Origin of the sequence: Meiothermus luteus (assembly GCF_003574085.1) — a bacterium.
Classification (GTDB): Bacteria; Deinococcota; Deinococci; order Deinococcales; family Thermaceae; genus Meiothermus; species Meiothermus luteus.
Genome location: NZ_QWKZ01000062.1, coordinates 1 through 16047, shown reverse-complemented (window position 1 = coordinate 16047; position 16047 = coordinate 1). Strand labels below are relative to the sequence as shown.

General features: G+C 64.1%; 14 protein-coding genes and 2 pseudogenes. 9 read left to right on the top strand and 7 right to left on the bottom strand.

Annotated features, from left to right (window positions below):
- Positions 1-454: 454 nt before the first annotated feature.
- Complete coding sequence (locus Mlute_RS09805) at positions 455-1939, bottom strand: choice-of-anchor I family protein (protein WP_220452074.1); 1485 nt, start codon at positions 1937-1939, stop codon at positions 455-457.
- Positions 1940-2192: 253 nt separating this feature from the next.
- Between Mlute_RS09805 and Mlute_RS09800 the strand changes: the two genes are divergently transcribed.
- Together Mlute_RS09800 and Mlute_RS09795 are read left to right on the top strand one after the other, a co-directional pair.
- The gene (locus Mlute_RS09800; RefSeq protein WP_245958928.1) at positions 2193-3419 is read left to right on the top strand and encodes an ATP-binding protein; all 1227 of its coding nucleotides are present in this window, start codon (positions 2193-2195) and stop codon (positions 3417-3419) included.
- A gap of 152 nt (positions 3420-3571) precedes the next feature.
- Positions 3572-4030: pseudogene (locus Mlute_RS09795) on the top strand (IS701 family transposase); the annotation flags it as partial.
- Here the strand turns inward: Mlute_RS09795 and Mlute_RS15635 are convergent.
- Together Mlute_RS15635 and Mlute_RS15475 are read right to left on the bottom strand one after the other, a co-directional pair.
- Positions 3979-4425, bottom strand: coding sequence for a hypothetical protein (locus Mlute_RS15635; RefSeq protein ID WP_182482530.1), 447 nt, complete (start codon positions 4423-4425; stop codon positions 3979-3981). The pseudogene Mlute_RS09795 and the gene Mlute_RS15635 sit on opposite strands and share 52 nt — an antisense overlap.
- Positions 4352-4618 (bottom strand): hypothetical protein, encoded by a 267-nt coding sequence (locus tag Mlute_RS15475; protein ID WP_147371065.1) that lies wholly within the window; start codon positions 4616-4618, stop codon positions 4352-4354. Before Mlute_RS15475 ends, Mlute_RS15635 begins: the two co-directional genes overlap by 74 nt.
- Before the next feature lie 310 nt (positions 4619-4928).
- Between Mlute_RS15475 and tnpA the strand changes: the two genes are divergently transcribed.
- From tnpA to Mlute_RS09765, 6 genes and pseudogenes are all read left to right on the top strand, one after another.
- Positions 4929-5345, top strand: coding sequence for an IS200/IS605 family transposase (gene tnpA / locus Mlute_RS09785; RefSeq protein WP_119360487.1), 417 nt, complete (start codon positions 4929-4931; stop codon positions 5343-5345).
- Positions 5338-5418: pseudogene (locus tag Mlute_RS16100) on the top strand (helix-turn-helix domain-containing protein); the annotation flags it as partial. The gene tnpA and the pseudogene Mlute_RS16100, both read left to right, overlap by 8 nt.
- A gap of 496 nt (positions 5419-5914) precedes the next feature.
- A complete protein-coding gene (locus Mlute_RS15470) occupies positions 5915-6562 on the top strand; it encodes a hypothetical protein (protein WP_147371064.1) in 648 nt (215 codons plus the stop codon).
- A gap of 9 nt (positions 6563-6571) precedes the next feature.
- On the top strand, positions 6572-7894 hold the full coding sequence (locus Mlute_RS09775) for a hypothetical protein (protein WP_147371063.1): 1323 nt from the start codon (positions 6572-6574) through the stop codon (positions 7892-7894).
- 50 nt (positions 7895-7944) lie between these two features.
- Positions 7945-9054: a hypothetical protein gene (locus Mlute_RS09770; protein ID WP_245958927.1), complete on the top strand. Its 1110-nt coding sequence runs from the start codon at positions 7945-7947 to the stop codon at positions 9052-9054.
- Between the two features lie 153 nt (positions 9055-9207).
- Positions 9208-10383: a phospholipase D family protein gene (locus tag Mlute_RS09765; protein ID WP_119360484.1), complete on the top strand. Its 1176-nt coding sequence runs from the start codon at positions 9208-9210 to the stop codon at positions 10381-10383.
- Positions 10384-10390: 7 nt separating this feature from the next.
- Here the strand turns inward: Mlute_RS09765 and Mlute_RS09760 are convergent, their stop codons facing one another.
- Positions 10391-12736, bottom strand: coding sequence for an HsdM family class I SAM-dependent methyltransferase (locus tag Mlute_RS09760; RefSeq protein WP_182482527.1), 2346 nt, complete (start codon positions 12734-12736; stop codon positions 10391-10393).
- A gap of 191 nt (positions 12737-12927) precedes the next feature.
- Between Mlute_RS09760 and Mlute_RS09755 the strand changes: the two genes are divergently transcribed.
- Complete coding sequence (locus Mlute_RS09755) at positions 12928-13836, top strand: AAA family ATPase (protein WP_220452073.1); 909 nt, start codon at positions 12928-12930, stop codon at positions 13834-13836.
- Positions 13837-14278: 442 nt separating this feature from the next.
- On the opposite strand, the gene Mlute_RS09750 is transcribed toward Mlute_RS09755, so the two are convergent.
- From Mlute_RS09750 to Mlute_RS09740, 3 genes are all read right to left on the bottom strand, one after another.
- Positions 14279-14698 (bottom strand): helix-turn-helix domain-containing protein, encoded by a 420-nt coding sequence (locus tag Mlute_RS09750; RefSeq protein WP_119360482.1) that lies wholly within the window; start codon positions 14696-14698, stop codon positions 14279-14281.
- A gap of 49 nt (positions 14699-14747) precedes the next feature.
- Positions 14748-15362 carry a PIN domain-containing protein gene (locus tag Mlute_RS09745; RefSeq protein WP_119360481.1) on the bottom strand — a complete coding sequence of 205 codons (615 nt, stop codon included), beginning with the start codon at positions 15360-15362 and terminating at the stop codon, positions 14748-14750.
- 77 nt (positions 15363-15439) lie between these two features.
- A partial coding sequence (locus tag Mlute_RS09740) for a site-specific integrase (RefSeq protein WP_147371062.1) occupies positions 15440-16047 on the bottom strand: 608 nt, incomplete at its 5' end.

Here is a 16047-nt window from a genome sequence, read left to right as displayed (position 1 = left end):
GGGGGGGGGAGGCATCAGGGGTGTCAGGATGGCCCATTCCCCATTCCTGGTTGGTCAGATCGCTTGAGTTCCATGCGTGACTGTAGCATGAGGGGGGGTATTAAGACAGTCTCTGAGGCGGCTCGCGCCGAAGGAACATACCTGGATACTGGGGCGCGATGCGGTGGTGGTGCGGTTGGAGCTCACCGAAACCAACGCCTGAGCCTGCTGGCTGGCGGCCTGGCGGCTGGGGGATCGGGTGGGGCTTGATCTGGGGTTGCGGCAGGAGCGGCTGATAAGCGCTTTTCAGGCTTTGCAGGAACACCGCCCGGAACTGCCGGCGGAGGTCTTTGCCCGCAGCCGGGAAGCAACGGACTGGGGGGAAGGGGGAGGTGCGGCGGCTCCGGCGGGCCTCATAAAGGCCGTTCCTGGCCGGCGGTTTCCAGAGACCGCTGAAGCGGACTGGCGCCCAGCCTCAGCGCAGCCCCGGTACCCGAGCCAGCTCGATGATGGAGATGCTGCCCTCGGGGTCGGTGCGGTAGTCGTCGGAGGGCTCGCCCTCGTTGGCGGTGAGGACGAAGCGGCCATCCGGGGTGAAGGTCAGCATATCCGGCAGCGCCCCCACCGGCACGCTGGCCCGCACCGCGCCATCGATATCGGTGAAGATCACGCTACCGGGGCCGGTCTTGACCGGGCCCTCGAGGGCCACCGCCACCAGCTCGTCCCGCACCGCCACGCTGGTGGGCCCGCCGCGCTCGCGGTAGCTGACCGAGCGGATCAGCCGCGGCTGAGCGGGGTTGGAGGCGTCCAGGATGTCCAGGCCCTGGGTGTTCCCGTTCACCACGAAGATCCGCCGGCTCCGGGGGTCGTAGGCGGGAATCTCGGCGGCCCCCCGGTTGAAGACCGGCCGCCCATTCTCGGTGAACACGTAGCGGCCCAGGAGCACCAGCCGGCCCCCCTCGGCCACCTGCCAGAAGGCGGTCGAGCCGCTGACCTCGTTAGACACAATCAAGAGCGGCTGGCCGTTGGGGCTGTCGGCTGCGGGAACGAAAAGCAGGCCCTCGGGGCCCAGGTCGCCGTTGTCCTGGTAGTTGTTGGCGTTAATGGCCTGGGCGAAGTTTCGGTTGATGGCATAGTCGCGCAGAACCGGCGCGCGGGGAATGGTCACATCGAAGCTGAGGAGGGCGCTCTGGCGCTCGAGGCCGACGAAGGCATAGGTGCGCCCGCCGATCTTCCCGACCGCCAGGCCCTCCGGCTCGGGGCCCTTCGCCGCGCTGCGTGCATCGCGGGTGTTGTTGGTGTTGTTGGCGTTGAAGAAGTCGGGGTTGCGGCCCAGCACCGCGCGCTCGATCAGGTCGCCCGAGTCCCACACCAGGCGGCCCTCGGGGCTCCAGACGCTGATGGAGCGCGCCCCGTAGGCGTAGAGGGCCCGGTGGCCGTTGGGGCCCTGGCCCATCTGTCGGGTGACCTGCAGCCGGGCCAGGGCGGCACGCTCCTCGGGGGTGAACTGGCTGGGGTCTAGCTGGAGGTCGGCCACCCGGGCCTCCTCGTCGAAGCCGGGATAGACCCGTGCATCGCCTTCGTTGGCGGTAACCAGGAAGCCCCCGCTGCCAAACGGGATATAGGCTATGGCGTCGGGTTGGTACATACCGAACACCTTCGCCGGAAGGATGCTGGCCCGGTTATCGCGGTCGTTGAAATCCAGGCCCTGCCCGGGGCGGCTGTGGTCTTTGAAGCCCAGCGGGAGGATGCGGGCGACCCGGCCCGACGGGATGTCCACGACCGCCAGGGCATTGTTCTCCTGCAGGGTCACATAGGCGGTGCGCGAGTCGGGTGAGACCGCGATGTACTCCGGCTCGAGGTCCTGGGCCACGCTGGCGTTGGGGCCGAAAATCCGAACCCCCGCGGCCAGCAGCTGCTCCCGCTGGTTGTCGAAGGCTCTGAAGTCTGCTGTCGTCACGGGGCTGGGGGGGTCTGGCCCCAGACCGCTAGAACGCCAAGCAGGCACGAAAGGAAGGCAAGAACGATGGATTTTCTCATCTCCTAAAGCCTGAGGCTATGGAATCTAGGTCAAGGCCGTGTCATCCTTGCAGAGGAAACCTGGACAGGCGCAGGTATGAGTGGAATGCGGTGCGGATACAAAGTTGATAGAGGGCCTATCTAAAAATCAACCGTGTGATGGTTGATTTTCAACCAAAGGATGGTTAGGATGTGTGGTGTTTCCTCGCCACCTGACCGAATCCATCCGCACTGCCCTGGCCGAGCGTCCGGTGGTTCTTCTTCTGGGTGCCCGTCAGGTGGGTAAGTCCACCCTGGCCCAGGCCCTGGTGAGCGAGGGCCTGCTGGATCGCTATCTGACGCTGGACGATCTGACCCCCCTCTCGGCGGCCCTGGCGGATCCCCAGGGTTTCCTCGCAGGCCTGCAGGGCCGGGTTGTTCTGGACGAGGTTCAGCGCGTCCCGGATCTGCTCCTTCCTCTGAAAGCCCTGGTAGATCGGGATCGGCGGCCGGGTCGCTTCCTGCTCACGGGCTCGGCCAATCTGCTGGCCCTGCCCAAGGCCTCGGAGTTCCTGGTGGGGCGGGTGGCCCTTTTCACCCTCTGGCCCCTTTCCCAGGGGGAGATCGCAGGCAGGAGAGAGGGCTTTCTCTCGACGCTCTTTGCAGAGGAACTCCCTCCCTTCCAAGGGGAGGGTCACCTGCCCACAGACCTCCTCCTCCGAGGGGGCTACCCTGAGGCTGTGGAACTCTCCCCGGAAAGCCGGGGGCGCTGGTTCCGGGACTACCTGGCCACCCTCCTGGCGCGGGAGGTGCGGGAGCTGGCTCAGCTCGAGCGGCTCTCCGATCTGCCCCGGCTTTATGGGCTGCTGGCCGGCCGGCCCATGGCCCTTCTCAACTGGGCGGAGCTGGGCCGGAGTCTAGGACTTCCCACCACCACCTTGAAGCGGTACTTCAACCTGCTGGAAACCCTCTTCCTGGTTCGAACCCTGCCGCCCTGGGAGGCCAACCTGGGCAAGCGCCTGGTCAAGAGCCCCAAGGTTTTTCCCACGGATAGCGGCCTGGCCCTGCACGCTTTGGGGCTGGATAGGGCGAGGCTGGAGGCCGATCGAACCCTTCTGGGGGGCTTTCTGGAAGCCTTCGTGGCCGTGGAGCTGCTCAAGCAGGTGGGGTACGCGCCCATACCCATCCGGCTCTTCCACTACCGAAGCCACACCGGAGAGGAAGTGGACTTGCTTTTGGAGGGGCCGGGGGGGCAGGTGGTGGGCCTCGAGGTCAAGGCCCGCGGCAGCGTGCGGGCGGAGGACTTCCGGGGTCTCAAGGCCCTGGCCGAGGCCCTCGGCCCCCGCTTCCATCGGGGTGTGGTGCTGTATGCGGGCCGGGAGACCGTACCTTTTGGCCAGCGGCTTCATGCGCTGCCCCTTGAGGCCCTCTGGCGGCTCTGATTGGGAAACCGGCAGCCCTTTTCAAATGATCCCCCTGCATAAATCTCAGGGGGGGAGTATAGGTGCAAGTTAGGAGTTACGCAGTTGCCTTCCTCCCCTCTGCTCGGCTACCCTTTTCTGCAAAGCACACAGACTAAGAGGGATTAGCTGCTATGAATCCGCCAAAGTGCAACGACGTAGACTATATCCACTTCCTCATCGCTGCCCAGAGGGTCTTTACTTGCAGCGAAGCCGCCCGCTGCCAACCAGAGGGCCCAGCCCACGATGCCTTCACCCGCCTGCTTCAGCGACAGCCCCCCGACACGGAGGCGCTGTGGCAGGAGGCCAGGGCCTTGGTGGAGCCCACCCGAGGGCTTCTGGTGCTGGACGACACCACCCTGGATAAACCCTACGCCCGGCGGATGGAGTTGGTGACCTACCACTAGAGCGGCCAGCACCAGCGGGTGGTCAAGGGGATCGCCCTCATGACCCTGCTGTGGACGGAGGGCCAGGCCCTGATCCCCCTGGTGCACGGGCACAGCCCGTCCCGAGAGGGGATCGTCCCCTGTGACTTCCAGGTCTACGACAAGCCTTCGGGGGGCCAGAGCAAGAACGCGCACTTTCTGGAGATGGGGCGGCTCACCTGGAACTCCTCACCCTGCTGCTGGCCCACCCCGAAGGCCTCTCGGGCGAGGCCCTGGCCCGGGCCCTCTACCCCGTGCCCAACCCCCAGGCCCTCAAAAGCGAGCTCTGCCGCCTGCGCCAACTGGGTCTCGATGTCCAGCACCGCCCCTACCGGCTTTGTACCCCCATCGAGGCCGACTTCCTGAAGCTCCAGGAAGCCCTGCAACACCACCGCCTGGCCGAGGCCCTGAGCCTCTACCAGGGCCCCCTGCTGCCCAAAAGCCAGGCCCCCGGCATCGAGCTGCTGCGGAACCACCTGGAAGAACAGCTCAAGGAAGCTGTCCTCCAGCAGCCCGACCCGGAGCTTCCTGTAACTCCCCCAGCTCCAGCCGGGGGCTTCCATCCTCCCCGGCCACCACCCGGGCCTCCCGGTAGGAGCGCACCCACCGCCCGTCGCGGAAGCGCTTGAGGAAGATCTCGATACCCCCCTGGGGGGCGGCGACCAGGCAGGGTTCCCCACCGCCCCAAGCCTCCGGCCGCCAGCCCGGCGCTCCGAAATCGGGGTCGTAGAGGGAGTTGCGCCCCCAGAAGCGCATGACCTGGATCCCCCCCTCATGGGCGTAGATGTGGTACCTCGACCCACCCCCCTCCCGGCACTCGAAGTCGATCCGGTAGACCCCCGGGTGTCGGCGGCGGGGGGCGGGGTGGGCAGGTTGTTGCAGCTGGCGGCTATCAGAAGCAGGATCAGCAGGTGAAAACGGCTCATTTTCACACCTCCATTTTAGAAAAAAGAGGGGGTGTGGGGGAGCTATAACCCCCGGTTTTCAAACCGGGGATACACGGACTCCCCACGTGCTCCGAAGGAGCACATAGCATAGTGGGCGGCGGATGTGCTATCATATGCACATGCCAAAAGAGCGCATTACACGCCATTCACATTACAATCTGAACTACCATCTGGTGTTCACCCCCAAGTACCGCAGGCACGTTTTTGTGGGCGAGGTGCGCGAAAGGTTGATGCAGGTATTCCGGGAGACCTGCTCGATGAGGGACTGGATAGTTTTGGGCATGGAGGTCATGCCCGACCACGCCCACCTGTTTGTGTCGGTGCCGCCGAAGTGGTCGCCCTCGGACGTGGCCAAGATACTCAAAGGCATTTCGGCTCGGCGCATCCTGCAAGAGTTTCCGAAGCTACGGCGGGGCAAGGGCGGCGGTCATTTGTGGACGCCCTCCTTCTACGTAGGGAGCGCTGGGGACATCTCAGCCCAGACCATCCAGCGCTACATCGAGTCCCAGCGCAAGCATCAGGTGGACGATGACTAGGAAGGCCTTCAAATACCGCCTGTACCCCACCCAGCCCCAGCACAAAGACCTGGAGCGCACCCTTGCGCTGTGCCGCCAGTTGTACAACGCGGCCTTGCAGGAGCGGCGAGAGGCCTACCAGAAAGCGGGCAAAACGGTGGGCTTCTACGAGCAAAAACGGTGGTTGCCCGAGATACGCACCGAGCTGCCGGAGTACAAGGGCATCCACTCCCAGGTCTTGCAGAACGTCATCGAGCGGGTGGATAAAGCCTTCCAGGGCTTCTTTCGCCGGGTCAGGGCGGGACAGAAAGCGGGCTACCCCCGCTTCAAGGGACGGGAGCGCTACGACTCCTTCACCTTCCCCCAGGCGGGCCAAACCGGGGTCAAACTCCAGGAGGGTGGCAAACGGGTACTCATCTACGGCATCGGCTCGGTCAAGGTCAAACTGCACCGCCCCCTGGAAGGCAGACTCAAGACCGCCACAGTGAAGCGGGAAGGGGCTCCGGCGGCTGGATTGCAGCCCGCTGGACGAACCGCCCCCGGCGGTGGTGGGGGACTGGCGGATCAACATCGAGGGCTTAGACCCCGGCGTGAGCGCCCTGGTCGGCGTGAGCGGGCCGGGCGGCTTCAACCGCACCCTGACCGCCAGCACCACCCTGAACGGGCTGCGCCAGGGAACCTACAGCCTGCGTGCGAACCCGGTGGCCCACCCCGGCCTGCCCTTTGTGCGCTACCGGCCCACCAACCCCGCCGAGGGCAGCAGCCTGGGGGTGGAGGTGGGCGGGGCCAACCTGCCGGTGACCGCGGTGCGCTACACCCGCATCCCGGGCCGCCTGCGGGTACAGGTGGAGGGCCTGCCGGCGGGGGCCAGGGCCACCCTGCGGGCCATCGGGAGCTTCGCCTCCAGCGACTTTGCCCTCGGAAACGGGGAACAGCGCTTCAACCTGGAGGCCGGGCGCTACACCCTGGAGTGGCCCCGCCTGCCCGACCCCGGCGGGCGGGGGAACTGGCTGCCCGACCGCAACAACTTCAACGTGGATGTGCCCAGCGACGGCGAGGCGGATGCCGGAACCGTGCGCTACACCCTGGAGCCCAACCCCTACCGCCTCAACCTGAACGTACGGCTGCGGGGGGGCGGGGCTTCCTCGCTTTCCCCGAAAGTCTGCATCCAGCCCGCGGACACCGTGCAGGGCGGGATCAGCCCTGATGCCGAAGTGCCCGATTGTTTGTTCCGCTAGAGGTGCGATATGAGACCAGTGCTGTTTCTTCTTCCGCTTTTGCTGAGTGCCAGCGCCCAGCACCTGGAGGCCCAGGGGGTGATGGACCTGCCGGACAAGGCCGTGGTCAGCCAGTTCGGCGAAAACCAGCTCCTAGAGTTCCGCCCCAGACCGGACGGAAGCCCGCGCGACTACCTGGTCTACGGCCTGACCCGCCGGGCGGCCACGCCGGGGGAGGAGCTGCGGCCGCTGCTCGGGCGCGACCCCGTCCCCACCGCGCCGGTGCCGGTGCGGCTCCGCACCGACATGATCCGCACCGCCACCGTGGAGTACCAGCTGGAGCGGGTGGCGTACCTGCGGGTGCGGTTCACGGTGAGCGGGGTGGAGCGGGCCGGGCTGTACCGCAACGGGCGGCTGGTGGCCGGGGCCTACAACGGGATCGCTAGTAACTTCTTCTACGGCTTGGCCTGGGCGGGCTCATTTGGCCTGATCAGCCTGTTTGGCTTCCCCACCACCACCAGCGAGACCTACTACCACGAGCGCATCCCCGTCAGCAGCACCGCCGAACCCATCACCCTGAGCATGGACGGGGGTGGGTACTGCCCCGCAGCCAGCTCCCCCTACCGCACCCTCACCATCAATCCGGCCAACCTGCGAGCGGGGTACCTGTACGACCTGGAGGCCCGGTTCTGGTGCGAGGGCGGGGCGACGGGTATGCGGGCTGAGTTCTACCAGCAGCGGCCCGATTACATCGGCTGGCGGGTCTACCTGGATGGGCGGCTGGTGCGGGATCCCCATAATGCGCCGTTGGCCCGGGAGTTCGTTCCAACCCCCCACCCCGACTACAGCCGCTATGGGCGGGCCAGACCGCTGGAAGTCCACTCCCTGCCCAGCCTGGCGTCCACAACCATCACGATACTGGCCCCAGGCGACGACTGGATTGATCCGCTGCGCAACCCGGGCTGGGTGGTGATTCGCGACAACGGGCAGTACATCCTGGCCCAGGTGGAGAGCGGCTCGGCGGTGGTGAATCAGCGGCACATCTCTTGGGTGGCCCCCCCCAACGCCCGGGTCACCAGCTACCAGGAGAACACCGAGATCGTGCGGGTCAACAACCAGACTTACCGGTGCGACCTGAATGCAGGCCCCGAACCCTACTGCGAACCCATCGACAACTTCCAGGAGATCGAACGCACGGTTCCGCAGTACGGCCTGACCGAGGAAGGGGTGGGCACCCTGTACACCGTGCCCGACCTGCGGCTGCGCTCCCTGGCTACCTGCACCCCACTGGAGAGCCCCGAGGTGGGGGTGATCCTGGGGTATAACTGCGGGCCCTATGGGAATGTGGACTGAGTTCTCATTGATGAGGAACGGGCGGTATGCGGGCGGCTACAATAAAGCTGATGAAACGATTGCTGCTTCTCACCATGGCCGCTTTACTGCTCGGCGCGGGCTGCAACAACCGCCCCGCCGCCCCGCCGCCCCCGCCGGTGTTCGACCCCCCGGCGGACGGGCCGCTGGTCTTCAAGTACGACGCGGCGGAGGGGTATCTGGACTACTGGTACAAGGACAATGCGCGCGGCATCGGGATGCAGACCTACGTGGAGGCGCTGGACGGTAGCTGGCGGGCCATGGCCCTGCCCATCCTGCCCTACCGTAGTGAGTACGACCCCGCCTTCTTCCGTGTGCAGAGCCTGGTCACCACCGAGGGCTACCTGGTGCACTACGGGCTGGACCAGACGCTCAACAAGATCTACGGCGGGCGCAAGTTCCGCTGGAAGTACCGCTTCAAGCTGCACACCCAGGAGAACCCCTGGCGCTTCGAGGCCCCCATCGGGCCGGTGGAGTTCGAGGTGCTGGAGCGGTTTCCGTGGGAGCCGGGGGTGCAGGCCGCTATCATTGATACCAGAAACCTTTTTCTTCACAACGCGATCGCCACCTCCCCCATCGGCGCGCCCCCCTTCATCGGCTGCTTGCAGGAGGACGTACCCGGCATCTTCAACGCTAAGAAGGGCATCTACATCGCTTCCTGGCACCGGGGGGTGATCCAGTGGCGGGACGAGGATGTGGACGTGACCTGGCCGGGGCCGGGGAATCCGCCGTGGAGCTATACCCGCAACTGGTACTGGATTGACGGGGAGTACGAGGCCTACGTGGCCACCAGCAACTCCAATCCGATATACATCACCAACGGCATCCAGTACAACCCCCGCTTCCCCTCCCTCTCCAACCGCACCCACGAGGTGATCCTGCTCTCCTACGCCGACGGGGTGGGGCCCTACCCCAAGTCCTGGGAGAAGCGCTACTTCCGCCTGGCCGGGCGGGGGGCGGGGGCCTTCCTGAACCCCGACGGGAGCGTGCGCTGCGAGTTCGGGGAGTGGCGGCTGGACGAGATCACCGACCCGGCGGCCATCGCCTGGTTTGATGCCTTCCGCACCAGCAGGCGCGAGCAGCCCCCCGACGGCCCCATGACCCCGCAGCAACGGGCCTGGCTCTGGCCGGCGGGGTGGTAGGAGGGCGCACAGCACCGGTGCACGGGGCAGGGCGGATTTGGGGAGCCCGGCCCCGCCCCTTTCCACGGGGGCGGGGATGAATGTGTAGAGCTGGTAGAGAGGGCCGGGCGTCTTGCCCCCCTGTGCCTCAAGGCTCTTTGCCAGGGAGGCAAGATGCCCGCCTTCCCCGACAAGCAGGTCATAACCCCCGGCCCGGCCCGTGAACTCCTGCGCGGCTACCGCCGCTTGCGGGCCATCAGCTTCTCGGCTTCTTTGCAGGGCTGGCAGGGGCTGCTGGAAGGCTACGAGCAGATCGAGCTGCTGATCAGCCTGGAGGAGGGCTACCACGAGCTCCAGCCGGTGGCCTGGCTGCGACAGGAGATCGGGAGCCTGCTGCCCATCCTGCTCCAGCAGCAGGCCGAGATCCGCTTCCTGCCGGGAAGCCACGCCAAGCTCTACCTGCTGGAAGGGCCGCCGGGCTGCCGGGTCATCTTTGGTAGCCTCAACCTCTCACAGGCGGCCTGGGAAGGGGGGCAGGCCGAGATCGCGGCCTACTCGGACCGCCCCGAGGTCTACCGGGCGTTGTGGGACTACTACCAGGAGGAGCGGGAGCGCTCCAGGCTGCTCTTCGGCGCCCGGGAACGCCAGCGCCTGCAAAAACCGCAGGGCCTGCTGCCGGTGCTGGTACAAGAACTTCCCCCGAAGGAGCGGCAGGAACTCCAGGCCCAGGCCGCGGGGCTGCTGGCGGTGAACCTGGCGCAGAACTTCCCGCAGGAAGCGCTGGACAAAAGCCGGGTTCGCCAGAAGGAGGGGCTGCGCGCCCTGCGCGAGTTGCAGAAGGAGACCGAGCACCTTGAGCACAAGCCCCACGAGGGCGGCAGCCCGCGCGACTTCGCCCAGCAGGTGAGCGAGGACCTGCTGCTGGCCTTCCTGCGGGAGGCCTATCCCGGCGAACGGGAACTCGAGCGGCTGCTCCAGGGCGAAGACCCGCTGGAACCGGCCCGCAGCTTTCTGCGCAGCCTGGGGGTGGCGGTGCCCGAGCGCCCGGTGGGGGATTACCGCGAGTACATGCGGCGCTGCTGGCGCAGCCTGTACTACACCCAGCGGGAAGCCTTCCAGGAGATCGAGATGCCCGACGCGCGCAGCGGGCGGCTGGTGCCCTGCTTTGTGGTGGAGAAGGAGCGGGTGGGCTTCCTCACGCCCTTGCAGGCTTTCGACAACGGAACGGCGGGGAACCACAAAAACTGCTTTTGCGCAAGGCCGAGTTTCTTAAGAGCATCGAGGCCCTGCCCGCTGGGGGCGGCTGCTGGGGCTGCGGCCGGGCCGGCGCGGGCCATGAGGGGGCTGTGAGGCGCGCTCACCGTCTGTACAGCTCGGCTACCAGGTGATCCACCTCTTCGCGCAGGAGCGTGAACCGGGCCTGCTTTTCCCGCACTGCGTTCTCCTCCGCCTGCAAAGCCTCGAGGGCTTTCCTGGCTTCCTCTGGGTTGCTGGGTACCTCCACTCCTTTCGCCTCGGCCATGCGCCAGGTGGTTTCCGGGTCCAGGGTTGCAAACTGCCGCGCCAACCACTCGAGCGCCTCCACGGGTGCGTCGGACTCAACCACCTTGCGGGTGCGGCGTCCACTCCCACGGTACAGGCCGCCCTGATCCGCCCAGACCCCATTCAGGCGGACGTCCTCCTCGAGGGGCCGCAGCGGCCAGCGCAGCCGGGCCCGGCCCAGGGGCAGCCGGGCGATGCCGGCAGGCAGGTGCGCCGCTCCCAGCACCTTCCCGTCCAGCTTCCAGCCCCGGCGACGCAGCTGGAAAAACTCCAGCCCCAGGGCCTGCAACTGCCTGACCTTTTCCACGATGGGGGCCTGCCGCGCAGGGGTGGCCCGGGAGATGGGCAGCGCTTTAAAGTCTTCGGGATAAAGATTGATGGGATCGCGCCTGTGCGCCCGAATCCAGTCCGAGGCCGCACGGGAGTTGATGACCCCCGCCAGGTATTCAAGCGCGAATTTCGCGGATAGACGCTCCTTTTTCTTTCTCCTGGGCACCTCCCCGATGCTTTTGTTCTCGATGCCCTGCAACGCATGCCAGGGCAGGGCCGGGAAAACGCCCTCGTGGGTGTATAGAAAACCTTCGATGCTGCCCTGATCGAGGTACGCCTGCCCCTGCGAGGGGTCGTCCATCGAGATGATCTTCCGGATCATCAGCTTCGGGCGTTCGTAAAGCTGGGGGAACGTCGGGCGCCGGATCATGGCCGGGGCGCGCAAACCCTCCCCATACTCCAAGTAGCGCAGGCGGAGCAGTGCATATGGGCCCAGGTCTTTGCTCTCAGCATACGGAACCGGATGAAAATCGTCTCTGGTATCAGCGATCAGATCGTCTTTCTTAAACGCACCCCTGGCCGTCTTTTCGTCGGCGTTCAGGGCCATCCCCGTGCTGATATAGCAGATACAGCCCAGGGGGATGCCCCGCCAACTGGCAGTCGGTGCGATCTGCTGCCGGAAGATGCGTTCCCCGAGCTCCACCTGGGAACGCCGCTCTGCCCGAACCAGGCTGTGCAGCCCGGGCTTCCCGGCAAACCATCTTCGCAAGGTTTGGTGGGTGGGGGTGGGGTCTTTGCGCGTGAGCAAAAAGATGGTGTTGGCGACGGCGGCGTCCTCGAAGAGACTGGCGCCCTGGAAAAAGGCCACCTCGTCTATCTGAGCGGTTTCCGCCAGGTGCTTGCTAAGCGCCCGGGCGTAGGGAACCGCCTCGATGGCGCTGGAGGTGATCATGCCCATCCGGCTGCCCTGGGCCAGCAGGTGGTGCCCCAGGGCCACAAACGGCACGAACAGATCCCACTTCTGTTGCAGAACCTTCCGCACCTCCTCGATGGGGTGGTGGGCTTTGAGATCGGCGCGATAGGCCAGCAGCCCTTCCTGTCCCTGGTCGGCCCTCACATAGGGCGGGTTGCCCACCACGAAAGCAAACCCCTTTTCGTATTCGCCCAGCCGGGCCTTGATCTGCTCCTCGGGGGGCAGCTCCTTCGCCCCGCCAAACCCTGTGAGGCTGCCCGATGTGGATCGGGCGAGAATTTCCCGGGTTTTTTGCGCGTAGCGCAGGGTATCGGTGTTGTAGATATGGAACCGATCGATGTGCACCTCCTGCCCGGCGGCGTAGGCGATCTTGAGCAGATCCAGCACCTGGATGAGCAGGTTGGTCTCGGCCAGGTAGCAGGCGAAGGGGTTGAGGTCGAGGCCGTAGATGGAGCTTTTAAAGGTCTCCACGAGTTCCTGTACTTTATCGGGCGGGATCTGACCGCGGTAGTAATCCCTGTACGCCTGCACGACCCGCCGCGCCGCCGAGACCAGAAACGTGCCCGAACCGCAGGCAAGGTCCAGCAGCTTCTTGCCCTCGATCAGGGCCGCGCCGGTAAAGCCCAGCCTGTCCAGAATGTACTCGACCACCTCGGGCGGGGTGTAGTACATCCCGGATTCGTGCTTGTGCTCGTCCTCCACATAGCGGCTGTACAGGTGCCCGATGATGTCGTGGTTGATGGTATCCAGGCTGTACCCCGCCAGACGGTGTAGCATCCGAACCACCAGGTTGCGATCCGGGGTGTACCAGTCGAACAGCCGCACACCGCTGTAAAAATGCGCGTAAATATGCTGGGCGCTGGCATAGGCCATGTCCAGCAGAAACTCGCTGCTGCGGCCCTGGACGTACTTTAGCAATGGTAGGTGGCATAGATATGAGCAGCCAGGCTCCAATGGAACCCGTAATTGAGCGAACGGAACCATCCTCGACCAACCCCTACGCGCGCTATAACCTGCGACCGCGACTTGAGGAGCCTGACTGGGAAGAGGTAGAGGCTCAGGGACTCCGACTACTGATTGAAAAACTGCCGCACCGAATACAGCCTATTGTGGAAGACCTGGGGCACAAGATCGAAGAAATCGTTCTGATTGAGAACGACTACGCCTCTTTTCGGATTGATGGCAAGGAGTACTACTCAAGCTGGCTGGTAGGGCCACACGAGATCGAATACATCAAGAGCAAACTGGGTAACATCAAATCCAACGGGCGGGTGGGCATTGAGGGTGCCCTGCACCGTATTTCCGTACGACGGGACGTACAGGGATTGATATATGGTGTCACCATTCGCATAGGGCGAGCCATCCGCGGTCTAGCTGAACCGCTACGGGATTACCTGCTGGAATCCGGCGGTTCCATCCTGGTAGTGGGTGCCCCGGGCACTGGTAAAACCACCTTGCTTCGGGATGCAGTTCGCATTGTAGCGGATCGGTATGGACGGCGGTGTGTGGTTGTCGACTCATCCAGCGAGATTGGCGGGGAGGGGCGCAAACCGCACCCTGTGTTGGCAAAAGCCAGCCGCATGGCAGTACCAGATCCAAAGGAACAACCAAACAAGATGCTTGAGGCAGTGGCCAACCATTCGGCCCAGGTGGTGGTGGTGGACGAGCTGGGCTGGATTGAGGACGCCCGCACCGTCGAGATTATAGCGGGTAAAGGCGTTAAGGTGATCGCCACCGTACACGGTTCCCATCTTGGTGAGGCCATCGCCAACCCCGCCTATTTCCCGGCGCTGGGTATCGGCAAACAACCCATCCAGCGGGTACTGGTACAGGAAAAACCGCCGGTTTTCAAGATCGCCATGGAGGCATTTCGACTGGGCCGACTGCGCCTCTATCTAGATTTGAACCGGGCCATTGAAGATATCCTGAAAGGCCGACCCACCGAAGTGCTGGAGTTCGATCTTAAAACCGGTCATTATGAACGAGTGCAGCACACCAGTGAAAGCATCAGCAAATGACACAGGAAGGAGATAACCGCCCACATCGCCCCCACCAATAAAAATAGATAAGCAACCGACCGTATCCTCCCCGTGGCAAAGAATGGGGAGGATGTCATCTTTCTCATAAAAAGGGGTACCCCCTATTGTGAAAAAGATGAGATAACGACGTGCGCCGGAGGAGCACATAGCATAGGGGGCGGCGGATGTGGGTTACAATCCTCGAAACCTGGAGCAGGGGGTTCCACCGGGCAGCCCGGTGGGTAAAACTCCAAACAAGCACCCGTGGCATCCGCCCCGCCAAGGCGGGGCGGGAAGCATTGCGCTCGCCTGCCGATACGGAGTCAAGGTTTTCTGGACTCGGACGGAGCCTTCGGATATAGCACCCGAGAAGCCTTGGACTGCCAGTCCGAGGAGTCGTCACAGCGGGTTCTGCAATTTTCTCAACCTAACCATGCGCGCCTTAATCGTCGAGGCCGAGCGCCTGGCTTTCAGTAATGAGCTGATCCAACAACTCACGCCCTCGCTTTTTGGAAGCCTCCAGGTAGTCAAGCACATCCTTGACCTGAACCCGCCGGTGGGTTCCCACTTTGCGGTGGGGAATCTTGCCTTCCTGCAGGAGGCGGATCAGATGAGGACGGGAAACCCCCAAAAGCTCTGCAGCCTGCTGGGTGGAAAGCTCGGCCTCCAGGGGGAGGATGCGCACGGGTTCACCGCGGGCGAGGGGCTCTAAAAGCTGGCGCAAAATCGCCACAAGTTCAGGGGTAAGTTCTAGGGAATGCCCGTCCATACGAAGGGTCTTACCCGGGGACAGGTTCTTCATGAATTTCTGCAACTCCTGTTCTTGTCCTTTGGATAGAACAGAGAAGGTCAAGGCATTCATGGCACTAGCTTAGCATATAAACGAAATAAACGCAACAAACGCAATAAAGCTAAAGGTGCTGCCGGTATGAAGCCAGAATCCCAGCAAGCTCCCTTAGGCCTGCCTTGCTGAGGGAATCGAGAAAAGCCTCCACATCCAACGGTGGGTTTTTGAGCTTGGAGCGTTGCTTTTTGAGAATTTCTAGCAGGGTGCCGGGCATAGAAGTCTGACGGATACAATCTCCTGCAAGCTCGCACAGGTAATCATCCGGGTGAATGACTGTTAAGTCCCAGGAGCCCAGTATCTCTTCAGGGAAATCCTTGTTGTTATATGTCAGTATGGCCTCCGCACCTCCCCAAAAGGCTGCGGCCACCACGTGGCGGTCGTTCTTATCAGGAAGATCAATTTTCTCGAGGATAACCTCGTAACCCTGCACCAGGGGTTCTTGAAACTCGAGCGCAGCCAACATTGTTTGCGGGACTGCTTTGACACGCTCTACCTGCTCTGGTTTTAGTTTTGAGGATTTGTTCTTGAGGAAGTTTCGAATCCACTCCTCCTGCACTTGCTGGCTCCATTTGAGTCGAACCCACCTTTCCAGGGCTAGGGCCATGAAAAGATCTCGGGTTTGGGCTGGGTAAAGCACGCAAGCGTCTAGAAAGAGGATGCGGGGAAGAGGAAGATGCATGAAAGTATTGTAGTAACTCGATCAAATAATTGTGTCACATAACTTTTCATCGTGAAAAAATGAACAAAATAGTAGCATCACTCCGCCTCGAGCCCCTCCACCCGCCGTTGCAGTTCCTCCCGATCCACCTTGGCGTAGATGGCGCTGGTGTTCACATCGGTGTGGCCCAAGAGGGTGGCCACGGCGTAGAGATCCCGCAGACCCTGGTAGTAGCGGGTGCCGGCGGTGTGGCGGAGCAGGTGCACCCCGCGGTAGCGGGCCGGGAAGCCCAGCGCCCGGTAATGCCCGGCAAAGCGGAGCTGCAGGTTCCGGGCGCTCATCCGCCGCCCATGGGCCTTGCGCCCGCCCAGGTTGATCAGGAGGGGGGGCTCGCCTGCGCGGGCGTGGAGCTGCCGCAGCTTCAACCAGGCCTCGAGCTCGCGCAGCAGGCTTCTGCCCAGGGGCACGCTACGGCCTTTGCCGCCCTTGCCCCGGCGTACCTCGAGCAGACCCTCCTCAAAGAGCACATGCCCCACGTCCAGGGCTACCACCTCGGAAAGCCGCAGCCCGGCCTCGCCCATCAGCCGGGCGGCCAGGTGATCGCGCCTGGACACCTCGTCCTCACCAGAGAGATGGGCCAGCAGCTTTGCGTACAGCCGGGCCGGCAGGGCCGGGCGGCGCTCGTGGGCCGGGGTGGGGTCGGTGG